Genomic DNA, 26,269 nt, shown 5'->3' on the forward strand with positions numbered 1-26,269 from the left:
AAACTGCCCCCGGTTTAACCGGGGGCAGTGCCAGGTTTATTTACCGCGGGTTATTTACCCGAAAAGATCCCCGCCTTGGCATCGGCGGCCTGATTATTGATGTAGCCGCCAACCGGCGTTTCCAGTTTGACCGCGCTTTTACCGGCGATACCGAGCAGCGCGCCGGCAGACGCCGCCGCATCAAGATGCCCGCCGCCCTGATAGCGGTTGCCCGCCACGTCCTGCTGTTCCACCTTGCCGTTACCCAGCGCTACCTGGCCCTGCCGGCTGCGGATCTCACCGCCGGTCAGGTGGGTTTCGCCTTGCACGTTCAGCGCAACGCCATTTTTCCCGCTGATGGCGGACTGCACGCCAACCGCATCGTTATCGACCACATCGGCGTTCACTTTGAACTGCCCTTGCAGCCCGGCAGGGCCGGTCAGGGCTTCTTTGGACTTGTTGCCCAGGAAGCGAGCGCCGCGATCCCACAAGGGGCCTTTCTCTTTTTCCCCGGCCAGCGTTTCCGGCAGCGTCACCTTGCCATCGGCCTTGCTGAAACCGACCGCACCGGCGGTGTCCTGCTTAGGATCGAGGCGACGCGCTACGCTGTTGTACTTATCGGTGGTCGCTGCGGCCACTTTATTGATGCCGCCTTCCAGCTTCTCTTTCACGTTACCCGCATAGCGCGGGGTGCCCACTTTCGACAATTTGGAGGTGATGCTGCTGGCCGGATCGTTGGTGTGGCTCAGGCCGACATCCACATTAACCTTCACGCTGCTTTCGCTGTCTTTGCGGCTTTCGACGTGCAGATCGCCATCGATCTTGCCCTGTACCTGATCGGCGTCCACCCTGGCGCCGGCCAGTCGGGTATCTTTACCGCTGTTGAGCGTCACTTTCCCGGCGTTAATCAGGGTATTGCCCTGAGTGGTTTTCTCCAGTTTATCCACGCCGACCTTCACGCTGGCGCCCAGGGTGTGGGTGTCGCTGCCGCTGATGGCATCAACCTGGCCGTTGGCATCCTTGTTGAAGGATTGACCGCCTTTGGCGTTGGCCTTCAGCCCCAGGTTCAGATTGTTTTTCTGCTCCTGGTTTTGCACCGACTCCAGCACGATACCGCCGTCTTTCGCTTCGAGCGTAGCGCTATTACCGGTGACTTCAGCCCCCTGTAAATGCAACGCGTTACTCCCCGTGCCGCCGGCGGTAATCTTCACGGTACCGCCGCTGGTGATCTTGCCGCCCTGATGGGTGGTGGAGGATTCATCCACCTTGGCGATATCAAATGCGCCGCCAAGGGAGATGCCGCCACCGCTCTTTTTGGCGGAGTCGGTGCTGTTGCCACCGAGATCGACATTGCCCGACAGGCTGTCATCTTTACGCCTCTGGTGGGCGTCCGCCGTCGTCAGTGCAACCTGATTGCCCGCCTTGAGCGTAACGTCACCGTCGCTGGTCAGCACGCTGCCTTGCAGCGACAGATCGCGGCCTGCATCCAGCTCCACACCCTGTTTGCCGCCGATGTTGCTGACATGTGCGCTACTGCCGTCGCTTTCACCCTGGCTGCGACCACCGCCTAACCCGACGCCAACGTTTTTGGTTTCTGGCGTGGAGCCGCCTTTGGCCGAGGCCTTGACCGTGAAGCCACTGTGGCTCTCATGGTGGGTATCGGTGGCCTGATCAAAACGGATGTTGCCCTCTTCGGCTTTCACCCGCACCTTGCCGTCACCGGCGTCCAGCGCGGTGCCCTGATAAACGGCGTCCTTTTTAACCCGGATGTCGATACCCTTGGCGGCGCTGATGCTGCCGGTGACCGCCTGGCTGGCCGAACTTTCACTGCGTTTGCTGCCGCCTTCGCCTTTGGCGTCCACAGTCAAATCGCTGCCGGTGGTGGTATAGACGCGTAAGCCGGCGCTGCCGTGAGTTTCGCTGTGGTTTTCCTGTTGGCGGTTTTCCGCCGCCTCACTGCGATGGCTATCCGCCGTCAGCGTGACTGCACCTTGAGTCGCCTGATATTGGGTACCGCGATCGTGGACCTCGCCGGTGGCGGTCACCTCTATCTCCCCGGCGGTAATTTTGCTGACTACCGCCTTTGAATCGCCGGTGCGTGTTTCACTGCTGCCGCCTTTGGCGCCGATATCCAGCCCGACATTCGGCGCGCCGATACCGCCGATTTCGTTAATTACGCCGTTGGCATCCAACTGGGCAACTTTACCCACCGCGCGTTCCACCGGGCGGGTGACCGCGCTGTAATCGACGTTAGCACCGATATCCACGCCGACGTCTGTTTTGCGGGTGGTGCTGCTTTCGCTGTTAGTGGCCTCAATATGGGAGACGTTGGCGACGTTTTCCTGATATTTCCCACCTACCTGATGCTGCGCGCCCTGCTGGGTGAGCCGATTTTTAGCGGTAATGGTCAGGTTGCCTGCGACATGGGTACCGGCGGTGACGGCCTTGCTGCTTTCTGCATGGGTTTTGCTGTTCTCATAGCCCCCCTCGATGCCGGAACCGAGTTTGTCGATGCCGCCCGTGTAATAGACGCCGCCGCCGATGTTGGTTTGTTCGGTGTCAGAGGCGGTTTTGTTATCGGCCGCCAGAAAAGCGACATTATCGCCGCTGATACTGGCATCGCCCTGGGTGGCGACCAGTTTGGAACCGCTGAAGGTCACGTCTTTATCTGCGTTCAGCGCCACGCTGCCGCCGCTCAGCATGGCGGCCTGGTTCTCGGTGCGGGTGGTTTTCTCGCTGTCGCGGGTATGTTCGATGCGCAGACCTGCACGGTATTGCTTATCGCCTTTCTCGTTGGCATAGCCGTTGATGGCGAGCGCTGTTTTCTGTTCGTCGATGCTTTGCTGCTGTTCGGCGGCCTTGACGTTGATATTGCCGCCGGAGCGGACGTCCAGTTTGCCGACGCTGCTCACCTGGCTGCCTACCACGTCGGTATCTTTATGGCTGACCAACTGCAGATTGGTATCGGAAACCAGCTCACTGCCGGTAGTCTGCTGGTGGCTGTTGTTGGATTTCTGCGAGCTGCTGGTGATGTTGAAAACGGTGCCCGTGCGGGCATCAATCTTGTCCACGGTGGTGCTGAGGGCGTTATCAATACGCAGGCCACCGGCGGTGGCTTCGACGAAACCGCCCTGTTTGCCTCTCGCTTTGCTGCCGGTAATGGTCACGCCCTGTTTGCCGTTGAGCCTCAACACGCCATCGGCGGTCAGTTCGGAGGCGTTGCTGATCTCGCGGCGGTTGCTGTTGTCTTGATTATTGCCGCCGCCGATCCCGCCCCATGAGGTTGTATTGTCGCTAACCGTTTTCGTATTGACGGTCTTTTGTACGTCGATGTTGATCCGTTCTTTGGCGTTTACCGTGAGGTTGCCCTTCGTATGGACCTTGGCCCCCTGAGTGACCAGGTTATTGCCGGCCGTCAGATCCAGTTCACCGCCGGCGCGCAAATCGCTGGCCTTCAGGCTTTCGGTTTCGTTGCTGTTGCTCCAATTGCCGGTGCGCAGGCTGGAAGTGTGGTTGCGTTGATAACCGCGTTCGCTGGTTTTGTCCCGTTCGACCAGCCCAGCGATCTGCACATCGCGCCTGGCTTCGATTTTTAGCGCGTCGCCTGCTGCAACCGTGGCGCCGAGCAACTTCACATCTTGCACCGTGGCAGTCAGCGTGGCGTTTTTGGTCGCGGTAATGGTGCTGCCAACCTGCTGGAGCTGCTCATTTTCACGCGTAACGTCGTACTGCGAGGAATAGAACCATCGGTCGTTGGTCTGACCCTGAGTTTGCTTCAGTTGTTGGCTGTCTAACGTCAGGCTGGCGCCTTGCAGCTTTATCTCATCGCCACGAATATCGGTAGCGGTCAGGTGGTGGTTGTTATCGGCCAGCAGGCTGATATTTTTGCCCGCCAGCTCGGTACGGGTCAGTTTCTGGTTGGTGCTGCGGTCGTTGATGTAGATGCCGCCGCGATAGTTTTGGTAGTTCTCATTGCTGTCATGCTGGGTGCTTGCGTTGCTGATCTGGCTCTCGGCGCGAATGTCATAGGCTTTCACGCTGATTTCGTCGCTGCCCCGCAGGCTGCCTGCCAGCTTCACGCCGCTGCCCGCCGCGGTGTTGATGATGTTGATGCGCCCGGCCTGCATGCTGCCGAGGTAGTAGCTGTCCAGCGCGCTCAGCGGCTGCTCGCTGCTGAGCACTCGCGCATCGCGCGATAGGCGGTTATTGCCGCTGATGGCATTAATATCCGACAGCATTTTTCCGGTTTTTTTATCGAATGTCGGTGCGATGATCACCTCGCCACGGCTGTCGATTTTCGGCGCGATCAGATCCAGCACGCCGCCGGCGTTCAGCTTGCCTTCCAGGCTCAAGACATTGCGGTTGCCCAGCGTACTGTAGCCTTGCAGCATGCCGTTTTCGACCAACGGGTTACCCACCACCAGCGATGAACGGCTGGTATTGATAAAGCCGCAGCCATCGCAGCTGATACCGTTCGGATTCGCCAGCACGTAGTCGGCCGCCATGCCGAAGATTTCCTGTTGGCCGTGCAACAGTGACGGGTTGCGGCTGATCACTTCATTGAGGATCACGCTGGCTGCCTGGCCATTCAGGTTTGGGTTGGCGCCCAGTTGGCCGGCCAGCTGCGACAGCCCGGCGTCGCGCGAGTTATTCAGCACGGCGCCAGGCTGGTTGACGTTAAAGTCCTGATACTGGTTATGCGACAGTCCGTGATCGTTGGGCGTCACGATGTTGACTACCTGCGCGCCGTTGGCGGCGGTTGAAACGCCGGGGCCATTAGCCCCGTTGGCCGCCACGATCTCCCCCGCGTAGCCGGCGCCGTACGAGGCGAGAATAATCGCCAGTGACGCGGCCAGCTTGCCCGCTGCGGAAAGCCTGAAGTTATTATTTTTCATCCATGTATCTCCCTATATCGCTGTGGTAGTGCAAAAAAGCGCTGACTAAAAGGTGTATGAGAAGCGTGCCAGTAGCTGGATCGGATCATCGGGTATCGGGTGCCCGGAGAGGATCCAGCCACGGCTGGCTTCTATGTCGAGAATTGCCCGCTGGTAACGCAGAGTGGCACCGGTACTCAGGCCGGCGCTGCTTTGCCAGCCTGATGGCCGGTTGTCGCGCGGCAGGACCCGGCCGACGTCGGCGCCGACGCGCGGGGTGAGGGTGCTCTGGCCCAGGTTGAAGCTGCGCGACAGGGTATTTTGCAGATACCAACCGTTGTCGCCGGACAGCGTGCTGCGGCTGAACCCGCGGATCGCACTGCGGTCGGTCAGGCTGAGCCATTCCACGCCAGGCAGGTTGTCGCGGCTGTATTGCCCATACAGCAGGTTGCTGAGCTGATAAGTTGAACCGGCAAGCTGCACACGTTGGCTGAGGTTGGCAAACAGTTTGCCCTTGGTGAATTGAGCGTCGGGTAGCCCGGCAGCGGCGTGGCGATCCGCGCCAAACCAGGGTAATCCCTGCTCCACGCTGAGGTTGGCGCTGATCAGGCCGGTGGGCAGGATCTGCAGGTGGTTGATCCCCAGTTCAAACAGGCTGAGCGTTGGGCTATTGAGGCCGATGCGCAGGGTGTCGAAATAGTTATCGATGCGTTTATGGGTGAGCTGGCCGTTGAGGGCATTGATCTGATCGCGATCGCGGTAAAACACATAGTCGCCGCGCAGGCCGTATTGCTGAGTCTGGCCGTGCAGCTTATAGCGGTTGAACGTCAGCTGTTGATGGTTTACGTATTCCGAATAGCTGGCGAATCCGCTGAAGGTGAAAGCGCCATAGGGCAGAGAATAGAGCAGGGTGTAGGCGCGGTTATAGCGCTGCGCCGGGTTTGTCAGCGTGCTGGTGGCGTTCAGGCTGACGAAATCCGACAGGCCGAATGGGCTGTCCAGCGTGGCGGTCGTGCGTGCCAGCCACTGGCCGGTGTTTTTTTGGCCGTAATTGTCCGTCGTGGCCGTCAGTTGCCAAGGCTTGGCGTGTTGGTTATTCAGGCGAATAATGGAGCCGCCTGTTTGATTTCCCGGCAATATATCCAACCGGGTTTTGTTTGATTGCAAACGATTGGCTTGATCCAATCCCTGATCGAGTTGAGTTAATTGCAAGGGTTTGCCTTCGAGCCCGGGGAATAATAATTGGCTATTCACCCAGCGGTCGCCACCCTCTATTTTTTCGATAAACCCTTCGGTGACCCGCAGCCCTAATTCGCCATCGGTATTAGGGCGAACAAATTGCACGCGCGCGGTGATGTAACCTTTATCGACGTATAACCGAGTTAATTCGCGTGTAAGTCGGTTAATGTCATTGCTGCTGATACAGCGCTGCGGCAAGGCGCTCAGCGTTGCCAAATCTTTCGCGGACAGCAGGGTGATCCCCTGTAAATACACGCCACCGATCGGCAAGCACTGCGCAGAACGCGGTAGCGCCGGGGCCGCAGGTGCGGGTTCCGCCAAGAGTTGCTGTTGCTTGAGCTGCTGATAACGGCGTTGTTCTATCTGCTGATTCACTTCACGCGTGCTGTCTTGCAGGGCGCGGCGTGATTCGCTCATCGGTGAAAAATCACCCATTTCTGGCAGCGTAGCGGCGGGGAGTGCGTTGCTGAACAGCAGCGCCAGGACAAGGGTTTTTTTAATCATTGTAATCCATTATGAGAAGCTGCCGGGCAGCCTGCTCAATCCATGAGGTCAATAACGGACGGCCGGCGGCCGGCCCGAAACAGCGAGCGACAATCACATTGCGGGGTTCTTTTATTGCTCAGGGCAAATAAGAAGGTGGGTTTTTATTCTTTCCAATAATAATTAGGCTGCTTGTTTTTATTTTTCAATGCATGCCCGTTAATTACCCCAAAGGAGGTAATAAGACCCACTTGTTGGGTTTTTTCTTTTTCGCTCTTACTCCCCGTTATCGGCAGGATTAAGAAGAATCTGAATTTTATTTTGTCGGGGGATAATAAGGGATGGGGATAATTATGACAATCCAACCGGGAGGAAATACGAAATTTCGCAGAAGTGGAGCGGGGCGCAAATGGCTGCGCCCCGGCGTGAGATTATTTTTTCTTGATTGGCCGCCCGGACCAGTAACCTGCCAGCAGAGAGCCGGAGAGATTATGCCACACGGAGAACAGGGCACCCGGCAGCGCGGCCAGCGGTGAGAAGTAAATCTTGCCCAGCGTCGCCGCCAGCCCGGAGTTCTGCATGCCGACTTCAATGGCCAGCGTGCGGCAGGTGGATTCATCGAAGCCGAACAGCTTGCCGCCCCAGTAGCCGCTCAGTAGCCCGATGCCGTTATGCAGGATCACCGCGATGACCACCACCAGCCCGACGGAGGCGATGTGGCTCTGGCTGCCTGCGACCACCGCGCTGATGATCGCCAGAATGCAGACCATCGACAGCGCCGGCAGGAACGGCTCAATGCGTTTGACGGTTTTGGTAAAGGTGTGATGCACGATCAGGCCGAGGCCAATCGGGATCACGACGATCTGCAGGATGCTCAGCAGCATACCCATGACATCGACGCTGATTTCGGTATCGACATACAGGCGGGTCAGCAGCGGCGTGGCGAATACGCCCACCAGCGTGGAGACCGCCGAAATGGTCACCGACAGCGCAACGTCTCCTTTTGCCAGATAGATCATCACGTTGGAAGCGGTACCGCTGGCGACGCTGCCGACCAGCACCATACCGGCGGAAAGATCCGGTGGCATATGGAACAGCATCGCCAGCAACCAGGCCGCCAGCGGCATGATCAGGTAATGCAGAAAGATGCCGGCGGCCACCGGCGCGGGGCGCGACAGCACGCGCTTGAAGTCATCCAGCCGTAGCGTGACGCCCATGGCGAACATGATCAGCATCAGCAGCGGGCTGACGTACGGGCCAATACCGGTGAAGGTGGTGGGCGTAGCGTAGGCGGCGACGGCGAGCAGCACCGCCCACAGGGGGAATAATCGGGTTAGTAATGCCAGCATGAATACGGTTTTCCTTAGCCAAAAGGGAACTGTGGGGTGGAGTTGTGTTTTTTGCGGGTTCAGCGTGCAGGACCCCTGCGAATGATGAACGACCTTTTTTAGAAGTAGGGGCGCAGCCTGCTGCGCCCGCAATGGGATGAGATCCGGTTATTCGAACAGATTGTGGTGCAGAGTACGTACTACCTGTTCGGCGTCATCGCCCGGTACCAGGAAGCACAGGTTGTAGCTGCTGGCACCGTAGCAGATCATGCGGATATTGAACGGGTCAAGCACGCCGAACACCTCTTTGCCCACGCCGCAGGCCTGGGAAAGCTTGTTGCCGATGATCGCCACCAACGCCAGGTTCTCCTCCACTTCTACCCGACACAGCGACGATAACTCGGTCAGTAGCGAGGTGGTCAGCAGGCTGCCGCCGGTGGAGGTGGAGCCGGTGGTGTCCATGGTCAGTGCCACGCTGACTTCGGAGGTGGTGATCAAATCCACCGAAATATTGTGGCGCGCCAGAATGCTGAACACTTCGGCCAGGAAACCGCGTGCGTGCAGCATATTGAGGCTGTGCAGCGTTAGCAGGGTTTGTTTGCGGCGCAACGCCAATGCACGGAACAGCGGCGGGTTTTTGGTGGTATTGCACACCAGGGTGCCGCCGGCAGACGGATCTTTGCTGGAACCGACAAACACCGGAATATCGCTGCGTACTGCCGGCAGCAGGGTCGCCGGGTGCAGCACTTTCGCGCCGAAGGTGGCCATTTCAGCCGCTTCTTCAAAGGTGATTCTGTCGATGCGCTTCGCCGTAGGAACAACGCGCGGGTCGGTGGTGTAGATGCCCGGCACGTCGGTCCAGATATCTACCCGGCTGACGTTCAGCGCTTCGCCCAACAGGGCGGCCGTGTAATCGCTGCCGCCGCGGCCCAGCGTGGTGGTGCGGCCCTTCGGCTCGCTGCCGATAAAGCCTTGAGTGACCACCAGCGCTTCCTGCAGGCGCGGCTTGAGCAGGGTTTGGGTGAGTTCGTGCAATGCGGCGCTGTCCGGCGTGGCGCGGCCGAAATGATCGTCGGTGTGCATCACTTTGCGCACGTCAAACCACTCAGCCTGCACGTTGCGGCTCCGCAGGATCTCAACGAAAAGCAGGGTGGACATCAGTTCGCCGTGGCTGACCAGCTCGTCGGTCAGCGCCGTAGAGGTCGCCAGCGCTGCCGCTTCGGACAGCATGGCGATGTTTTCCAGCATGCGGTCGATTTCGTCGCGGATCACCGCCGGCTTGTCGAGGCTGTCGAGAATGGCGTACTGGATGCGGCGGATTTCATCGAGCCGGGCGCTGCGTTTGTCGCCATCGCAGCCTTCAGCCAGCGCGACCAGCAGATTGGTGACGCCCGCCGAAGCGGACAGGACCACCAGGCGCACTTGCGGATTGGCGAGCACGACGTCGGCGCTGCGGTTCATGGCTGCATAGTCGGCAACGCTGGTGCCACCGAATTTAGCCACAACGGTAGAATTTTGGGGTGCTGCTTGGTTCATGTAAAACCTCGTGTCAGGGTTGCCCTATTTTGAGAGCACTTTTTTCCATAGCCTTGGCACAAGGGGAGAGCGATAAACAGGGGGCAGACGTAGAGGTTGAAACTACGATACACCCAGAAGCGCCCCACCTTGCTGATTGCCCCCGCGGGGCAAACTTTGGTGACAACCCAGGGGATTCAGCCCCTGTAGCCGATACGATGAATGCCGTACATCACCCTACCTCGGCGTCGCTCCCCCTCAAGTGCCGTCATGGGAAAACGGCTCCTCTGACACTCTACCTGGGCGACGCGCCTCTTCTGGCTTGCGCACCGGGTGCACAAGTAGGCTGATAGGAATAGCCGGTTATTGCGCTTGTGTCAACGGTCAGACGTTGAGGTATTTTCAATTTGCACTAACGCTATCAGCGTGCAGGGCATGGCGGGAACGAAACCGGTGCCTATCGGTTGCAGCTTGCCGTCCTCGCGTTGGCACAACAGCGGAATAACGCCCTGATGTTTTTCCAGATACTCCAGCCAGCCAAAGTTTTCGTTCAGCTTGGTGGCTTTGATGGTGGCGCCTTTGGCGATCAGGCTGCTTAACCGGCTGTAGGTAGCCTCTTGATTGAACAGGATTTCGTGCCGGCGGAAGCGCGAGCTTTCCGCGCTGTTGCCGCGCCCTTTCAGCGGCGCGCCGGAGCGGATGGCGAAGACCTGTTCGTCACCAAAGAGATGGCCGAAGTGGTACACCGCCAACGCATTCTGATGGCGGTTGGGCGAGAGCGCCAACACTTGCGCGGTATCGCTCAGATCGAGATAGTTCTCGGCATGTTCGGAGTAAGCATGCCCATAATAGGCGGGAATACCCTCCATACGCGCCTGGCGGTAATATTCCCAGCTGCTGTCGGTGACGAGCACCGGGATATTCATTTTGATCAACGCCTGCGCCAGCATACGCGCCACGCTGTTGGCACCGACGATCAGCACGCCACGCGGTTTTTGCTGCTGTACTCGCAGCCAGCGGGCCATCATGCCGCTGGTCAGGCTTTGCAACACCACGGTGCCGATGATGACGGCGAACACCACGGTCACCAACCGATCGGCACCCTGATAACCGCTGCGTTGCAATGTCAGGGCAAACAGCGAACTGACCGCTGCGGCGACGATGCCGCGTGGGGCGATCCAGCACAGCAGCAGGCGATCGCGCCAATGCAGGGAAGAACGCCAGGTCGACACCGCAATGCACAGCGGCCGGGCGATAAACTGTACCGCCAGCAGCAGGCCCAACAGCGGCCAGCCCATGTTCCACAGCGCATGAATATCCAGCCGCGCCGCCAGAATGATAAACAGCGCAGAAATCAGGATAGCCGACAGCTCTTCCTTGAATGCCAGAATGTCGCTGGTATCCACATCGCGCATATTGGCCAGCCAAATGCCCATCACCGTCACGGTCAACAGGCCGGATTCGTCGGCAATGGCGTTGGACACGCCAAAGGCGGTCAACATGATCGCCAGCACCGCCAGGTTTTGCAGGTAGCGCGGCAGCCAGACGCGGCGCAGCGCCAGCCCCAGCAGATAACCGAACAGCGCGCCGATCGCCAGGCCGACGGCGACGGTGATGCCCAGCGTCCAGAACAGGTGGGTATAGGACTCCGAATGCTGCTTCAGCACGATAAATTCAAATACCAACAGGGTGAAGATAGCGCCAACCGGGTCGATCACTATCCCTTCCCAGCGCAGCACCTGGTTGATATTGGCATTGGGCCGCACCACGCGCATCAGCGGGGCTATCACCGTAGGCCCGGTCACCACCGTCACCGCGCCGATCAGCGCTGCCAGCTCGGGCGGAAAGTCCAGTAGCCACCAGCAGGCGACGCCGATCACCAGGAAGGTCATCAGCATGCCGATGGTCACCAGGTTACGCACCACGCCGCCGAGGCCGCGTATCTCCTCTACCCGCAGCGTCAGCGCACCTTCAAATAAAATGATCGCCACCGACAGCGACACCAGCGGGAACAGCAGATCGCCGAACAGCGCGTCCGGCTGGACCAGATGCACCGCCGGCCCCAGCACGATGCCAAACAGCAGCAGCGGCAGAATGGCAGGCAGGCGCAGCAGCCAGGCCAGCCATTGCGCCAGCAGTGAACTTAACCCGATGATCACCAACATCAGTGGGGCAGATAATTCCATGGCGGAGGTCCTTCTCTAATTGGCTATCAGCAACAATGGCACATTTCAGTGACAGTTCGGCAACCCCGATAACAGGCTGTTATCCAAAAGTATAGGGGAATGGCTGAAACGATGCAGGAGACGTTTGACAGTTAGCGCCTATCGCAAGAAAAGAGATCATAATCACAGGCGAACAGGCTACAATCGGACAATCACGTCACATTTATTCTCAAGCCTAAGAGTGTTGCTATGAAAAATATCAATCCTAGTCAAACCGCTGCTTGGCAAGCCCTGCAGCAACATTTTGAACAGATGAAAGATGTCCGGATCAGCGATCTGTTCGCTCAGGACAAAGAGCGTTTCTCCCGCTTCTCGGCCACCTTCAACGATCAGATGCTGGTGGACTACTCTAAAAACCGCATTACCGCAGAAACGCTGGAGAAGCTGCAGGCACTGGCGAAAGAGACCGATCTGCAAAGCGCGATCACATCGATGTTTGCCGGCGAGAAAATCAACCGTACCGAAGACCGTGCGGTGTTGCACGTTGCCCTGCGCAACCGCAGCAACAGCCCGATTATCGTTGACGGCAAAGACGTGATGCCGGAAGTGAACGCGGTGCTGGCCAAGATGAAACAGTTCTGCGACCGCGTGATTGGCGGCGACTGGAAAGGCTACACCGGCAAAGCGATTACCGACGTGGTGAATATCGGTATCGGCGGTTCGGATCTCGGCCCTTATATGGCGACCGAAGCGCTGCGCCCTTACAAAAATCACCTGAATATGCATTTTGTCTCCAACGTTGACGGCACCCATATCGCCGAAACGCTCAAACCGCTGAACCCGGAAACCACGCTGTTCCTGGTGGCGTCCAAAACCTTCACCACTCAGGAAACCATGACCAACGCCCACAGCGCGCGCGACTGGTTCCTGAACACCGCCGGCGATCAAAAGCACGTGGCGAAACACTTTGCGGCGCTGTCCACCAACGGCAAGGCGGTAGGTGAGTTTGGTATTGATACAGCCAATATGTTCGAGTTCTGGGACTGGGTCGGCGGCCGTTACTCGCTGTGGTCGGCGATTGGTCTGTCTATCGCGCTGTCGCTGGGCTATGAGAATTTTGAACAGCTGCTGAGCGGCGCGCACGAGATGGACAAACACTTCGCGCAAACGCCGGCGGAGCAAAACCTGCCGGTACTGCTGGCGCTGATCGGCATCTGGTACAACAATTTCTTCGGCGCAGAGACTGAAGCGATTTTGCCGTACGACCAGTACATGCACCGTTTTGCCGCTTACTTCCAGCAAGGCAATATGGAATCGAACGGTAAATACGTAGACCGTAACGGCAATCCGGTGGATTACCAGACGGGCCCAATCATCTGGGGCGAGCCGGGCACCAATGGCCAGCACGCGTTCTACCAGCTGATTCACCAGGGCACCAAGCTGATTCCTTGCGACTTTATCGCGCCGGCCATCAGCCACAACCCGCTGAGCGACCACCACGCTAAATTGCTGTCGAACTTCTTCGCGCAGACCGAGGCGCTGGCGTTCGGCAAGTCGTTGGAAGTGGTGGAAGAAGAGTTCGCCGCTCAGGGCAAGACTGCGGAAGAAGTCAAACACGTGGCGCCGTTCAAGGTGTTTGAAGGCAACCGCCCGACCAACTCCATCCTGCTGCGCGAGATCACGCCGTTCAGCCTGGGCAGCCTGATTGCGCTGTATGAACACAAAATCTTCACCCAGGGCGCGATCCTGAACATCTTCACTTTCGACCAGTGGGGCGTAGAGCTGGGCAAACAGCTGGCTAACCGCATCCTGCCGGAGCTGGCGGGTAACGAGAAAGTCAGCAGCCACGACAGCTCAACCAACGCGCTGATCAACCGCTTTAAAGAATGGCGTTAATAGCTGTATCCGATTGATGCCAACAAAAAACCCGCCGCGGCGGGTTTTTTTACATCTGGATGATTACAGATTGATAGGCACTTCGAAACTGATGCCTGCGCCCACGTCATCGGCGGTGCTGGCATTGTTATCGGTATACCACAGGCTGGTATCAAACTTGACCTGGGAATCCAGGGTGTAACCCCAGCCGAGCTGAATGCCTTTCAGCGTGTCGGATTTCGGGAACGCCTGGTTTACGGTCTGGTTGTTCGGATTCACTTTGGCATACACCAAACGGGTGCTCCAGCGTTGGCTGTCATCCAGCACCAGCTCTACACGGCCGGACAGCATTTGGCCATCGCCGCCCATCGCATGGCCCAGCGGGTAACCCTGCTGGTAGTAGCCGCCTTTGTAAATATAGTGGCGGTACATTACGTTGTCTGCGTTGCCATTAGAGCGAGTGTCTGTCCCTTCAATATGCCAGTTGATGGTGGTTGGGCCCCACTCTGGATGGCCTTCCAACCCTAACAAGTAGGCATTGTGGGATGGCAACATGCCTGCTTCATCTTCACCGGTGATTTGGCCGTAGAAACTGGCTGGAATACCGATCAGCGGCTGCAGTTTCAGCTTGAAGTCGAACCCGCCCAACTGGTTACCCGGATCGTTTTTAGCATCGCCGGTGTTGTCGTTGCCGGTTACACCATCCCAGAATGAGCTCCAGGAATGCGGACGGCCATCGCCACCCCACATCATGATGCGTGAGGCGCCCAACTCCAGGAAGTCGGTTGGCATCATGGTAAAACGACCGCCAATCAGCTTGGTATCGGGTACGGAAGAGTATTGCGACAGCTGACCGGCGGTCAGTTGGTACTGCCAACGGCCAATCCACGACAGCCAAGGCGTTTCAAACGGAGACTGGTCGGCGCGTTGCAGCATAAAGCCGGCCACCGGGCGAGCGGCGTCGGAACGAATCAGGCTGCCGTCGTAACCCGGGCCCCACCATTGGGAGACTTCACCGAAGGACAGCCATTGGTTCCAGATTTTTACTGCACCGTAGGAGCCATTCAGGTTGAATTTTGAACCGTCGCTGACGCGTTGATCACCCTCGACAGAACCCTGGACGCGCACGTCCCAGAACTCGCCGTTGGCACCTGCGCCGATAGTCAGGCGGTCATCAGCATATTCATTCTGGCCGAAGCCCTGTGGGGTGCCGGGTTTGTCGGTAGAGGCGTAGCCGCTGACGCGAATATTGGCTTTCAGGGAATCGACACGGCGCTGAACACGGTCAATGACGCTTTTCTCGGTGCTGGTTACCGGCTTGGCTTGTGAAATAACCGAGCTGATTTCTTCCTGGCTCAGCGGCCATGTGGACAAGCTGACGTTAATCACGCCGCGATCGGACAACCAGGCAAGATCGTTACGCAGATCGTTATCAGGAGTGACCAGGCCGGCGGCGTGGCCGGTTAATGCACAGGTAAACAGGCCCGCCGCGACCAGTCCGTTAAGTTTAGCGCGCATAAAGAATTCCCTTGTTAATTCGAGGTTATTAGTTTTATGTAAAGATCTATGTCCCATCATAGTTGACATTTCAATTTGCTACAAATATATCAACCAGAAATATCCTAATGTAACTAATTGAATTAAATTGAGTTTAAAGTGATTTCATCAGGAGCAATAAATTTTAAGATAATGCCTATGTTAGGATGCGCGGATAATTTTAGCGGTATTTAAGGGGGGTTCTTATGGCGAAAACATCGCGTTCGATAATGGTTGCGAAGGGGTTGCAGCGGGTACTGAACGTCGGGCTGCTGCTGCTGGCGGCGATCCTGATCGTTTTTTTGGTGAAAGAAACTATTCACTTGGCGAAAGTATTGTTTGTAAACAGTGAGGAATCATCGTCCTACTTGTTGATCGAAGGCATCGTGATTTACTTCCTGTATTTTGAGTTTATCGCCTTGATCGTCAAGTATTTTGAATCGGGATATCATTTTCCGCTGCGTTATTTCATCTATATCGGCATTACCGCGATTATTCGTTTGATCATAGTGGATCATAAAAATCCATTTGATACCTTGATTTATGCCGGAGCGATATTGCTGCTGGTAGTGACTCTCTATTTGGCCAATACCGACCGCTTGAAACGCGAATAACCGACATAAAAATGGCGGCCCACAGGGCCGCCGAAGACACAGGTATTGATCGGAAAGAACTGAAGTACATCAAGCGCATTGCAGTGGCAAAAACCTTAACCTTTCACCCCGCCGGCCGTCAGGCCACCCACCAACCAGCGCTGAGCCAGCAGGAATACGGCGGTAATTGGAATGGCCGACAACACCGCCGCAGCGGCAAAGTCGCCCCATAAATAGTTTTGCGGGTTCAGATATTGCTGCATCCCTACCGCCAGCGTGTAGCTGTTGACGTCGCGCAGCAGCAAAGACGCTACCGGCACCTCGGTAATCGCGGCGATAAACGACAGAATAAACACCACCGCCAAAATCGGCACCGACAGCGGCAGCAGCACCAGGCGGAAGGCCTGCCACGGGCTGGCGCCATCCAGCGCCGCCGCTTCCTCCAGCGAGTTGTCGATGGTTTCGAAGTAGCCCTTGATGGTCCAGACGTGCAGCGCAATGCCGCCCATATAGGCGAAGATCACCCCGCCGTGGGTGTTCAGGCCGATAAACGGAATGTACTGGCCCAGGCGATCGAACAACGCATACAGCGCCACCAGCGACAGCACCGCCGGGAACATCTGGAAAATCAGCATGCTTTTCAATAACGTACTTTTACCGCGAAAGCGCATGCGGGCAAAGGCATAGGCGCAGGTGGTGGACAGCGTGACGATGCCGATAGCGGTGATCACCGCTATCTTAATCGAGTTCCACAACCACAGCAGCACCGGGAACGGTGGCGGGGTGACGCTGCCATCGGCGTGCGTCACGCTCATGCCGAGCGCCAAACGCCAGTGATCCCACGAAATCTGCTCCGGTATCAGGCTGCCGGTAGCAAAGTTGCCGGAGCGCAGTGAAATCGTCACCACCATCAGCAGCGGGAACATGATCAGGGCAATAAAGCACAGCATCAGGGTGTGAGTCATCCACAGGCGCAGGCGCTGGGATTTGGGTTGGACCATAGCCATTATTTTTCTCCCTAGTCGAAGTTCATCTTGCTGGCTTTAAGGTTCAGGATCGCCAGGGCGCCTACCAGCAGGAAGATCAGCGTGGCAATTGCGGCCGCCAGACCAAAGTCCTGCCCACCGCCGCCTTCAAAGGCGATGCGGTAGGTGTAGCTGACCAGCAGGTCGGTATAACCGGCCGGCGTGGTGGTGCCGATCATGTCCGGCCCGCCGTTGGTCAACAGCTGAATCAAGACGAAGTTGTTAAAGTTAAAGGCGAAACTGGCAATCATCAGCGGCGTCAGCGGCTTGATCAACAGCGGGAGAGTGATGCGGAAAAAGTTCTGCATCGGGGTGGCGCCGTCCATTGCCGAGGCTTCGTACAGATCGTCGGGGATCGCTTTCAACAGCCCCATGCACAGAATCATCATGTATGGATAACCCAGCCAGGTGTTGACGATCAGAATCATGCTTTTGGCAGTAATAGGATCGCTGAACCAGGCCGGCTTGATGCCGAACAGGTGGCTGAGCATCATGTTGATTTCACCGAAGCTTTGGTTAAACAACCCCTTGAAAATCAGAATCGAAATAAACGACGGCACCGCGTAGGGCAGTATCAGCATGACGCGGTACACCGCTTTGCCTTTCAGCGCTTCCCACTGCACCACGCAGGCCAGCACCATGCCCACGGCCACGGTGAGGATCACGGTCATCACCGAGAACACGATGGTCCAGATAAAGATCGACACAAAGGGTTTTTTGATGCCTTCATCCTGCAAAACGCGCAGGAAGTTTTTCCAGCCGATGGTGACGGTATATCCCGGGCTAAGGGTTTCTTTGGCCCAGTTGCCGTCGGCAGTCAGTGCCTGATAGAAACCAATGTCCGGGTTCGGCCGGTATTGAATATGGGTCTGTTGGTCGGTCAGCACCTTGCTGTCTTTATCCAGCAGGTACAGCGGAGAGGTGCCGGAAAATTGGCGCAGTGAACTCATGCGCAGCTCGCCGCCTTCCGGTAACTGCGCTACCAGTTGGCTCAGGGCCTGGCGGTTCTGAGTAATCACCCGCAGCGTGGCGCGTTCGCCTGTCGGCTCGGCGTTTTCCGCCGTCAGTTTCAGCGTTTGCGGCGCGTTGGCATCAAAGCTGAACGGCCCGGAAATCAGCTGTTGGCCGCTGTCAGGGTGGGTTAACTGCAGACGCCATTGTTGGTTTTCCGCCGGGTACAGGCCGAAGGTGAAGGTCTTGCCGGTCTGGAACTGACGTTGCATCAGCACCGATTGGGCGCGCTCAAAGGTGAGCTGGTTGGTGCTGCTGTAGTTGGTAAAAGCGATGGCGATGGTGCAAATCAGCGGAAACAGGACAAACAGCCCCATACCGGCGATGCCCGGATAGACGTAACGCCAGGCGTAAGCGCGGCGGTTGGCGAAGACGTAAAGCCCGGCGCTGACCAGAATCAGCGTCAGAATGGCAAACAGGTATTCACCCTGTGCATACATCAACACAATCAGGTAGCAGGTAACCAGACTGAACAGGCCGATCACCAGCCATTTCAGTACGTCACTCTGCCACCACTTCGACTTCTTGCGCGCAGGCGACCCGGCGTGAGCTAATTGCATAGGGCGTTCCTTTCTGTGGAGCAACAGCGAGGCGCTTTACCGCGCCCCGCACAGCGTCGTTTGTTACTTGGTAATACGGGTTTGCACGTCGTCCAGCGCGGCTTTCACCGTCTGGCGGCCGCTGACGGCGTTGATCACCGCACTGCGTTCGGCGTACCAGAAGGCGCTCATCTGCGGGATATTCGGCATGATTTCGCCGGTCTGCGAGTTTGCCATGGTGGCGGCAATCTTCGGATCTTTCGCCAGTTGTTCCTGATAGGACTTCAGCGCCACGGCGCCCAGCGGTTTGTCCTTGTTGACGTCCGCCAAACCTTCGTTGGTCAGCAGGTAGTTTTCCAGGAATTCGGTCGCCAGCTCTTTGTTCGGGCTGGCGGCGTTGATCCCGGCGGTCAGCACGCCGACGAAGGGTTTGGACGCCTTGCCTTTGAAGGTCGGCAGCAGGGTTACGCCGTAATTGATTTTGCTTTGCTCGATGTTTGCCCATGCCCAAGGACCGTTAATGGTCATTGCGGTCTGGCCTTTGTTGAACGCCGCTTCGGCAATCGAGTAATCGGTATCGGCATTGATGTGTTTGTTTTTCACCAGATCGACGATGAACTGCAGGCCGGCCTGCGAACCGGCGTTGGCGACGCCGACGTCCTTGATGTTGTACTTGCCGTTCTCATACTTGAAGGCATAACCGCCGTCGGCGGCAATAATCGGCCAGGTGAAGTAGGGCTCTTGCAGGTTCCACATGATGGCGCTCTTGCCTTTGGCGCGCAGCTCTTTGTCCAGCGCCGGGATCTCTTCCCAGGTTTTGGGCGCGGCTTTGATCAGGTCTTTGTTATAAATCAGCGACAGCGCTTCTACCGCGATCGGGTAGCCAATCAGCTTGCCGTCATAACGCACCGCGTCCCAGGTGAACGGGAACAGCTTGTCCTGGAAGGCTTTGGAAGGGTGGATCTCGGCCAACAGGCCGGACTGCGCGTAGCCGCCAAAGCGGTCATGAGCCCAGAAGATGATATCCGGGCCGTCGCCGGTGGCGGCTACCTGCGGATATTTTTCTTCCAGCTTGTCCGGGTGCTCAATGGTGACTTTGATGCCGGTGTCTTTCTCAAACTTTTTGCCGACTTCGGCCAGGCCGTTATAGCCTTTATCGCCGTTGATCCAGATAACCAGTTTCCCTTCCTCGATCTTGGCGAAGGCGGAAGAGGAAAGCACCAAGGTGGTCAGAGCGGAAAGCACCAGCGTACGGGCGGTGGTAAAGCTGCGAGTCATAATCCAATCCTTCTTTTTTGTGGGCACGTAAATCAAGGAGAGAGGTTTCGCAGTAATAGTGGGTCACAAAGCGACATATTCTCATCCTCCCCCCCTCTACGCCCCACGCCTGCGGAGTGTGATCCAGTTAACGTTGCGCCCTATTCTGTGGGGGAAGACACAAAATAGGGTGACGATTTTTGCCATACGGATCACAGATTTGCTTTTAGCGTTGAACTTCTCGCCGCGACGATCGTTCTCTCATCCTCCCATCTCCTCCCCCATGAAAAATCTTGTTACGGATGATTACCCCTTGTGGGGATTCCCGCACTATCGGCCACATTGATTTTTCGTCGTCATGTGCAGCAGGGAACCGGATTTATGTCGCTAATGCCTACCGTCACTCAACCCACCTTGTACCAGATCCATCCGGTCAGTTTCCGTGATGGAAACGGGGACGGCGTGGGTGACGTACACGGCATGGTTTCGGCGCTGCCTTATCTGAATACTCTGTCGATCGATGGGCTGGTATTGCCGTATGAGCTGTCGGCGCAAGCCGCGGCTGCGGTCGCCGCTCAGGGGCTGGGGTTGTGGTACTGCGACGGGCAAAGCCCTGTCCGGCACTCTGTCGCCCGGCAGCAGTACGTCCGCAGCCCGTTGGCTCTGGAGGTCATGCCCTTCAGCATCGAGCGGTTGGTTGAGGTATTGCATGCTCGCCGCGCCACGCTGGCGGACAGCCTGTGGAGCACCGGCGATGCCGACCAGCCACGGGTGGTCAGCCATTGGGGGCAGGGGAATTTACGCTCCGCCGATGCGTTTTTGACGCTGCTGGCAATGTTGCCTGCGCCTGTCTGCTTGTATCAGGGCGAGGAACTTGGCCTGCCGCACGCCGCCGGCCTGCAGGATCCGCTTGGCGCGCAAACGCCGATGCCGTGGCACGAGGCGCCGGAACAGGTGACTGCCGGTGAGATTCATTGGTATCAGCAGGTGGCGATAGAGCACCGCGCACTGGCGATTAGTCGTCAACAGCATGACAGCCAATCCACTTTACGTTACTGCCAGTCGCTTTTGGCGCTGCGTCGCTTGCCGGTGATCCAGCGCGGTGAGCTGAGCGCAGTCAGCCAAAAGAACGGTGTGGTTCGTTTACTTATTACCCATCAGGATCAATGCCTTGAAGCGCTGATTAATCTGCAGCCTTATACTCAGGCGGCCGCGCCGTCTGAGGCGACCTTGCCACTGGCATGGCAGCACGGCGCGCAGCAAGAGGGTCATCAATGGGTTTTGGCGGGTTTTGCGTCCGCCATTTTTACACGAAATGTTAACTGCGAAAGCAGGGGAGTAACGCATGGCTAGCGTCACACTGCGCAGCGTTTATAAGGCCTTCGGCGAAGCTGTGATTTCCAAAGACGTCAATCTGACCATCGATGACGGTGAGTTTGTGGTGTTTGTCGGGCCATCGGGCTGCGGCAAATCGACGCTGCTGCGCATGATCGCCGGGCTGGAGGACATTACCTCCGGTGACCTGCTGATCGGCGATAAACGCATGAATGAAGTGCCGCCGTCTGAGCGCGGCATCGGCATGGTGTTCCAGTCTTATGCCCTGTACCCGCATCTGTCCGTCGCCGACAACATGTCGTTCGGTCTGAAGCTGGCGGGCGCCAAGAAAGCGGAGATCAGCCAGCGGGTGAATCAGGTGTCGGAAGTGTTGCAACTGGCTCACTTGCTCGACAGACGCCCCAAAGCGCTGTCCGGCGGGCAGCGTCAGCGGGTAGCGATCGGCCGTACGCTGGTGGCGGAACCCGACGTGTTCCTGCTCGACGAGCCGCTGTCGAACCTCGACGCCGCGCTGCGGGTGCAGATGCGCATCGAGATTTCCCGTCTGCATAAACGCCTGCAGCGCACCATGATTTACGTCACTCACGATCAGGTGGAAGCGATGACGCTGGCCGACAAGATCGTGGTGCTGGACGCCGGGCGAGTTGCCCAGGTCGGCAAGCCGCTGGAGCTGTATCACTATCCGGCCAACCGCTTTGTCGCCGGTTTTATCGGCTCGCCAAAAATGAATTTCCTGCCGGTCAAAGTGACCGCCGCAGAGCCGCAACAGGTGCAGGTCGAACTGCCTAACCGCCAACTGGTATGGCTGCCGGTGGAAGGTACGCAGGTTCAGGCCGGCGCGAACATGTCTCTGGGCATCCGCCCGGAACATCTGCTGCCCAGCAATGCCTCTGAAGTTCAGCTTTCAGGGGACGTACAGGTGGTGGAGCAACTCGGTAACGAGACGCAAATCCACATCCAAATCCCGGCAATTCGTCAGAACCTGGTTTACCGCCAGAACGACGTGGTGCTGGTAGAAGAAGGTGCAACATTCGCTATAGGCCTGCCGCCTCACCGCTGCCATCTGTTCCGTGAAGACGGTACGGCATGTAAACGGCTGCACCAGGAGCCGGGCGTTTAAAGCATCACAGTCTGTATAACAGGAGAATAATGATGACTACTCTGCGCAAACTTCCTCTGGCACTGGCAATCGCCGCAGGTGTGCTGACCACCCAGGCAATGGCCGTTGATTTTAAAGGCTATGCGCGTTCCGGCATCGGCTGGACCGGCAGCGGCGGTGAACAACAATGTTTCAAGGCCACCGGCGCCGACAGCAAATACCGTCTCGGTAACGAATGTGAAACCTACGCTGAATTAAAGCTGGGTCAGGAAGTGTGGAAAGAAGGCGATAAAAGCTTCTACTTCGATACCAATCTGGCGTATTCCGTTTCACAACGTTCCGACTGGGAAGACGTGACGCCAGGCTTCCGTGAAGTAAACGTGCAGGGTAAGAACCTGATCGATTGGCTGCCGGGCGCCAACATGTGGGCAGGTAAGCGCTTCTATCAGCGTCATGACGTCCATATGATCGACTTCTACTACTGGGATATCTCCGGCCCAGGCGCCGGTCTGGAAAACATCGATCTGGGCTTCGGCAAGCTGTCTGCCGCCGTGACCCGTAACTCCGAATCCGGCGGCTCCTACGGCTACCTGGACAATGAGTGGAAAGAACGCCCAACCGTCAACGACACCTTCGACGTGCGCCTGGCCGGTCTGGAACTGAACCCGGGCGGTACGCTGGAGCTCGGCGTGGACTACGGTCGCGCCAACGCGCAGGATAATTTCCGCCTGGCCGACGGTGCCAGCAAAGACGGCTGGCTGTTAACTGCTGAGCATACCCAGAGCATCCTGAGCGGTTACAACAAGTTCGTGCTGCAGTACGCCACCGACTCTATGACCTCGCAAAACAACGGCCGCAGCCAGGGCGCGACCATTAATAACGACGGCAAGATGATCCGCGTGTTGGATCACGGCGCTATCGACTTCAACGATAAATGGGCGCTGATGTACGTCGGCATGTTCCAGGATATCGATCGCGACAACAACAACGGCACGACCTGGTACACCGTGGGCGTACGCCCGATGTACAAATGGACGCCAATCATGAGCACCTTGCTGGAAGCCGGTTACGACAACGTGAAATCCCAGCGCACCGGCGATCGCAACGGCCAATACAAAGTCACCCTGGCGCAACAGTGGCAGGCGGGCAACAGCATTTGGTCACGTCCGGCTATCCGCGTATTCGCCACCTACGCCAAGTGGGATGAGAAATGGGGCTACGCCAACAGCGATTCCGGCGCCGCTTACACCTCGGGGACCGCTTATAACGACACCAGCGTACACACCTTCAGCCGCGGCAATGACGATGAAGTCACCTTCGGCGCCCAGATGGAAATCTGGTGGTAATGACAGGACGGGGAGAGCCTTGCGCTCTCCCCAACATGTATTCGCCGACGCCGGCTCTCTTGCCTGACCTGCATCGGCGCTGATAGAGGGTATAACAATGAAAAAGAATCTGCTGTCACTCTGCTTGTCACTGGCGCTGAGCCTTGGTGCGCCATTGGCGGCCAATGCCGATACGCCGGCCAATGTTTCTGTTGCCCCGGCCATCAGCGCCGCCACGCTGCAAAGCCTGCCATGGCAACCGCTGGTGCCGCCGGTCAGCCAGGAAGTGAAACTGGATAACGTCAGCCCGCAAATCAATCAGGGCGATATTCAGGGCGCCATTGCCGCCTATACGCTGCCGGCCGATCGCGGTTCGCTGGAAGTTACGCTGAGCAGCATCAGCAAGAATAATTCGATTTACGCGCCAAGCGTGTTGGTGCTGGATGAGCATCTGCGCCCGGCGGCGTATTACCCGAGCAGCTACTTCCCGTATCAGCCGCCGGGGGCGATGTCCTCCGATCGCCTCGAGGGCACGCTGAAGCTGACCCCGGCGCTCGGTCAAAAACAGATTTATATGTTGGTGTACACCACCCGCCAGGATCTGGCCAAAACCACCCAGTTGACTAACCCGGCCAAGGCCTATGCCGCCGGCGTGGGTAACGCGGTGCCGGATATCCCGGACCCGATCGCCAGCCACAGCACCAGTGGGACGCTCAAGCTGAAGGTTACCGCTGAACAGGGTTCCGGCAACGTGATGATCGGTATGCTGCAACCGGCGCCGGCCGCTGCGCCGGTGGTGGTGGGGTCAACCGCGCCGGCCACGGTGGCACCTGCCGCAGTACCGGCCAAGCCTTCGGAGCCGATGCTGAACGACACCGAAAGCTACTTCAATAACAGCATCAGGCAGGCGGTGAAGGCGGGCGATATCGATAAAGCGCTGAAACTGATGAATGAGGCTGAAAGACTGGGTTCCACCACAGCGCGTGAAACGTTTATTGGCAGCGTGAAAGGCAAGGGGTAGTACCCGACGCTGCCGATGCTGGCTCGATGATTGGTGCGCCTCGGCGCACCTTTTTTCATGCGCGGGCCAGCGTTTCGCCAATCAGCGCCAGCAGACGGGCGTTATCTACCTGCTCCATCACCCGTATCGGTTTGCCCTGCGGCTCCGGCATGCCGACCGTCAACCGCAGGCCGTCCGGTCGCCAGCGGCGAGAGCTGCCGCGCGTCATGGCGCCTTCCAATGCCACATCCACATAATACTCCGCGGTGGTCACCAACTGCGGCTCAAGCAGCCAGGCAATCACCAACGCATCGTGGATCCAGCAACCCGGCAGGTGGCGGGTCTGGCGCGAGTAATGGACCCAGGGTTGGGTAGTGGCCCGCAGATAGCGGCACAGCGGCGTATCCGGCTGCGTCATGCGCGTCAGACTCGTCTGCGTGAGCATGGTTTGCGTAGTGACGTCCAGCGGCGCAAGCGTGATGTTGGCGCCGCTGGTCAGCACCTGTCGGGCGGCTTCAGGATCGAGACCGAAATTGGTGTCCTTGAGGTAACCCTCCACGTTGAACACCCCGCCCATAATCACGATTTCCTTCACCGCCTGCGCCATCTGCGGGTAGAGCTGCAGAGCATGGGCGACATTGGTCAGCGGGCCTATCGCCGCCAGCGTGATTTCACCCGAGTTATTGCAGATCAGTTCGCCGAGGGCCACGGCGGCGTTTGGCGTGACGATCGCCGCCGTGTGCGGGTAAGGGACGTTATGCCACAGGGCGGCCAAATCCTGTCGCGTAATCGCCCGATCAAGGTGGGCGCGCCAGGGTTCCGGCGGTTCGATCAATGCACGGGCGGCTCCGGCCACGACCGGCACCTGGTAGCCGGTTTGCAGCAGCAGGTGGTTGGCCACGGCAAAGCCGACGTCGCGCGGCGTATTGCCCGCTACGATGCTGATCAACTCCAGAGAGATTTTCGGTCTGGCCGCCAGCGCCAATGCCAGCGCCAGCCCGTCGTCCACGTTGGCGCCGGGAACGCCGTTGCCGGGATCGCAATCAATAATCAAACGCATAACGGTTACCTGAATAAAAAACTAACAGCCGCATGAACGGCGGATATGCAACTGGAAGGCGAACTCGTGCAGCTCCGGCTGCGCGGCACCGGCGGCCAGCATGGCGATGGCCTGCCTGGCCATGGCGTCAATCGGCTGCTCGACTGCGCTGAGCGGCGGTACGCTGAACTCGGATTGCTGCGTGCCGTTAAAACAAATGATAGCCAGATCGTCCGGCACATGCAGGCGATGTTCCGCCAGCGCGGAGAGGCAGCCGAGCGCCTGCTGTTCGTTGGAGGTAAATATCGCCCGAGGGCGGGGACCTTGAACCATTTTCTGTGCGGCCTGGAACCCACCCTGGCGGGTATAGGGCGCTTCAAAAATCCACTCTTCGCGCGGCGTGATGCCCGCTTCGCGCAGAGCATCACGCCAGCCGTTCAGGCGATCTTGTGCGTTAAGCATGGTCAGCGGGCCAACAAAAATGCCGATCTCCAGGTAGCCGTGCTGTAACAGGTGGCGGGTTGCCTGGCGGGCGGCGTCACGTTCGTCGACGCGAATGGCGCAGATGCCGGCATGGCTGTCGATGGTGTCGATCATCACGCACGGCGTGCCGGAGGTGCGGATCAAATCGAACCACGGATGGCGGTCGACGCTGGTGTACAGCAGGCCGTCGACCTGACGGTTTAGCAGATGGTTAATTAATTCGTACTCGCGCTGGCGGTCATCACCGGCGTCGCCCAGCAGCAACACGCGGCCGTGGCTGAATGCCTCACGCTGCAGCGCCCGCGCCAACATGGCAAAAAACGGGTTGGAGATATCGGGCACGACCAAACCGTAGGTCTGCGTGCTGCCCGAGGCCAGCGCCCGGGCGACGTCGTTTGGCCGATAACCGGTCTGCTCGATCGCCGCCAGCACGCGCAGGCGAGTGGCTTCTGCGACCGGGCGCGGGCCTTTGTTGATCACGTAGCTGACTACGGCGACCGACGTGCCCGCCACGCGAGCAACGTCGGCGCGGGTGATGCGCCGCGCGGGTTGATTATTCAAGTTGGGTT

Annotated in this window: 17 protein-coding genes and 1 riboswitch; of the genes, 6 read left to right on the forward strand and 11 right to left on the reverse strand. The window is 58.1% G+C overall.

The features are described 5' to 3' along the window. Positions 1-50 precede the first annotated feature (50 nt). The 5 genes from ACUTSW_RS23420 to ACUTSW_RS23440 all read right to left on the reverse strand — a co-directional run bounded on the left by ACUTSW_RS23420 (position 51) and on the right by ACUTSW_RS23440 (position 11,604). A complete protein-coding gene (locus tag ACUTSW_RS23420; RefSeq protein WP_445585480.1) occupies positions 51-4,874 on the reverse strand; it encodes a hemagglutinin repeat-containing protein in 4,824 nt (1,607 codons plus the stop codon). A gap of 45 nt (positions 4,875-4,919) precedes the next feature. Then, positions 4,920-6,596 (reverse strand): ShlB/FhaC/HecB family hemolysin secretion/activation protein, encoded by a 1,677-nt coding sequence (locus ACUTSW_RS23425; protein WP_445585481.1) that lies wholly within the window; start codon positions 6,594-6,596, stop codon positions 4,920-4,922. Positions 6,597-7,006: 410 nt separating this feature from the next. Beyond that, positions 7,007-7,924 carry a ketopantoate/pantoate/pantothenate transporter PanS gene (gene panS / locus ACUTSW_RS23430; protein ID WP_445585482.1) on the reverse strand — a complete coding sequence of 306 codons (918 nt, stop codon included), beginning with the start codon at positions 7,922-7,924 and terminating at the stop codon, positions 7,007-7,009. Positions 7,925-8,071: 147 nt separating this feature from the next. Then, entirely contained in the window at positions 8,072-9,439 is a 1,368-nt protein-coding gene (lysC, locus tag ACUTSW_RS23435; protein ID WP_004948843.1) for a lysine-sensitive aspartokinase 3, read from the reverse strand. A 109-nt stretch (positions 9,440-9,548) separates the two neighbouring features. Then, positions 9,549-9,743: riboswitch (Lysine riboswitch) on the reverse strand. A 52-nt stretch (positions 9,744-9,795) separates the two neighbouring features. Continuing rightward, positions 9,796-11,604 carry a cation:proton antiporter gene (locus ACUTSW_RS23440; RefSeq protein ID WP_445585483.1) on the reverse strand — a complete coding sequence of 603 codons (1,809 nt, stop codon included), beginning with the start codon at positions 11,602-11,604 and terminating at the stop codon, positions 9,796-9,798. A gap of 228 nt (positions 11,605-11,832) precedes the next feature. Here ACUTSW_RS23440 and pgi point away from each other — a divergent pair, with 228 nt between their 5' ends. Then, positions 11,833-13,479, forward strand: a complete 1,647-nt coding sequence (pgi, locus tag ACUTSW_RS23445; protein WP_445585484.1) for a glucose-6-phosphate isomerase — start codon at positions 11,833-11,835, stop codon at positions 13,477-13,479. Positions 13,480-13,542: 63 nt separating this feature from the next. Here pgi and ACUTSW_RS23450 read toward each other — a convergent pair whose 3' ends face one another. Next, on the reverse strand, positions 13,543-14,976 hold the full coding sequence (locus ACUTSW_RS23450; RefSeq protein ID WP_063202272.1) for a capsule assembly Wzi family protein: 1,434 nt from the start codon (positions 14,974-14,976) through the stop codon (positions 13,543-13,545). A 224-nt stretch (positions 14,977-15,200) separates the two neighbouring features. Between ACUTSW_RS23450 and psiE the strand changes: the two genes are divergently transcribed. Further along, positions 15,201-15,608: a phosphate-starvation-inducible protein PsiE gene (psiE, locus tag ACUTSW_RS23455; protein WP_062868883.1), complete on the forward strand. Its 408-nt coding sequence runs from the start codon at positions 15,201-15,203 to the stop codon at positions 15,606-15,608. Between the two features lie 95 nt (positions 15,609-15,703). Here the strand turns inward: psiE and malG are convergent, their stop codons facing one another. The 3 genes from malG to malE form a co-directional block, all read right to left on the reverse strand. Next, entirely contained in the window at positions 15,704-16,594 is an 891-nt protein-coding gene (malG, locus tag ACUTSW_RS23460; protein ID WP_004948829.1) for a maltose ABC transporter permease MalG, read from the reverse strand. Positions 16,595-16,605: 11 nt separating this feature from the next. Beyond that, the gene (malF, locus tag ACUTSW_RS23465; RefSeq protein WP_006328367.1) at positions 16,606-18,183 is read right to left on the reverse strand and encodes a maltose ABC transporter permease MalF; all 1,578 of its coding nucleotides are present in this window, start codon (positions 18,181-18,183) and stop codon (positions 16,606-16,608) included. Between the two features lie 63 nt (positions 18,184-18,246). After that, on the reverse strand, positions 18,247-19,440 hold the full coding sequence (gene malE / locus ACUTSW_RS23470; protein WP_063202276.1) for a maltose/maltodextrin ABC transporter substrate-binding protein MalE: 1,194 nt from the start codon (positions 19,438-19,440) through the stop codon (positions 18,247-18,249). A gap of 360 nt (positions 19,441-19,800) precedes the next feature. On the opposite strand from malE, the gene ACUTSW_RS23475 reads away from it, so the two are divergent. From ACUTSW_RS23475 to malM, 4 genes are all read left to right on the forward strand, one after another. Further along, complete coding sequence (locus ACUTSW_RS23475; protein ID WP_445585485.1) at positions 19,801-20,772, forward strand: alpha-amylase family glycosyl hydrolase; 972 nt, start codon at positions 19,801-19,803, stop codon at positions 20,770-20,772. Then, positions 20,765-21,874 carry a maltose/maltodextrin ABC transporter ATP-binding protein MalK gene (gene malK / locus ACUTSW_RS23480; protein WP_004948818.1) on the forward strand — a complete coding sequence of 370 codons (1,110 nt, stop codon included), beginning with the start codon at positions 20,765-20,767 and terminating at the stop codon, positions 21,872-21,874. Before ACUTSW_RS23475 ends, malK begins: the two co-directional genes overlap by 8 nt. Before the next feature lie 29 nt (positions 21,875-21,903). Then, on the forward strand, positions 21,904-23,199 hold the full coding sequence (locus ACUTSW_RS23485) for a maltoporin (protein WP_139281263.1): 1,296 nt from the start codon (positions 21,904-21,906) through the stop codon (positions 23,197-23,199). Between the two features lie 97 nt (positions 23,200-23,296). Further along, positions 23,297-24,199 carry a maltose operon protein MalM gene (malM, locus tag ACUTSW_RS23490; protein WP_062791587.1) on the forward strand — a complete coding sequence of 301 codons (903 nt, stop codon included), beginning with the start codon at positions 23,297-23,299 and terminating at the stop codon, positions 24,197-24,199. Positions 24,200-24,254: 55 nt separating this feature from the next. Here the strand turns inward: malM and ACUTSW_RS23495 are convergent, their stop codons facing one another. Beyond that, positions 24,255-25,238, reverse strand: a complete 984-nt coding sequence (locus tag ACUTSW_RS23495; RefSeq protein ID WP_445585486.1) for a nucleoside hydrolase — start codon at positions 25,236-25,238, stop codon at positions 24,255-24,257. Positions 25,239-25,259: 21 nt separating this feature from the next. Beyond that, on the reverse strand, positions 25,260-26,261 hold the full coding sequence (locus tag ACUTSW_RS23500) for a LacI family DNA-binding transcriptional regulator (RefSeq protein ID WP_445585487.1): 1,002 nt from the start codon (positions 26,259-26,261) through the stop codon (positions 25,260-25,262). Positions 26,262-26,269 lie beyond the last annotated feature (8 nt).

The organism is Serratia sp. TSA_198.1 (genome assembly GCF_052686505.1).

Coding starts and splice junctions, on each gene's coding strand:
- ACUTSW_RS23420 (WP_445585480.1), bottom strand. CDS start 4,874: ATGAAAAATAATAACTTCAGGCTTTCCGCAGCGGGCAAGCTGGCCGCG.
- ACUTSW_RS23425 (WP_445585481.1), bottom strand. CDS start 6,596: ATGATTAAAAAAACCCTTGTCCTGGCGCTGCTGTTCAGCAACGCACTC.
- panS (WP_445585482.1), bottom strand. CDS start 7,924: ATGCTGGCATTACTAACCCGATTATTCCCCCTGTGGGCGGTGCTGCTC.
- lysC (WP_004948843.1), bottom strand. CDS start 9,439: ATGAACCAAGCAGCACCCCAAAATTCTACCGTTGTGGCTAAATTCGGT.
- ACUTSW_RS23440 (WP_445585483.1), bottom strand. CDS start 11,604: ATGGAATTATCTGCCCCACTGATGTTGGTGATCATCGGGTTAAGTTCA.
- pgi (WP_445585484.1), top strand. CDS start 11,833: ATGAAAAATATCAATCCTAGTCAAACCGCTGCTTGGCAAGCCCTGCAG.
- ACUTSW_RS23450 (WP_063202272.1), bottom strand. CDS start 14,976: ATGCGCGCTAAACTTAACGGACTGGTCGCGGCGGGCCTGTTTACCTGT.
- psiE (WP_062868883.1), top strand. CDS start 15,201: ATGGCGAAAACATCGCGTTCGATAATGGTTGCGAAGGGGTTGCAGCGG.
- malG (WP_004948829.1), bottom strand. CDS start 16,594: ATGGCTATGGTCCAACCCAAATCCCAGCGCCTGCGCCTGTGGATGACT.
- malF (WP_006328367.1), bottom strand. CDS start 18,183: ATGCAATTAGCTCACGCCGGGTCGCCTGCGCGCAAGAAGTCGAAGTGG.
- malE (WP_063202276.1), bottom strand. CDS start 19,440: ATGACTCGCAGCTTTACCACCGCCCGTACGCTGGTGCTTTCCGCTCTG.
- ACUTSW_RS23475 (WP_445585485.1), top strand. CDS start 19,801: ATGTCGCTAATGCCTACCGTCACTCAACCCACCTTGTACCAGATCCAT.
- malK (WP_004948818.1), top strand. CDS start 20,765: ATGGCTAGCGTCACACTGCGCAGCGTTTATAAGGCCTTCGGCGAAGCT.
- ACUTSW_RS23485 (WP_139281263.1), top strand. CDS start 21,904: ATGATGACTACTCTGCGCAAACTTCCTCTGGCACTGGCAATCGCCGCA.
- malM (WP_062791587.1), top strand. CDS start 23,297: ATGAAAAAGAATCTGCTGTCACTCTGCTTGTCACTGGCGCTGAGCCTT.
- ACUTSW_RS23495 (WP_445585486.1), bottom strand. CDS start 25,238: ATGCGTTTGATTATTGATTGCGATCCCGGCAACGGCGTTCCCGGCGCC.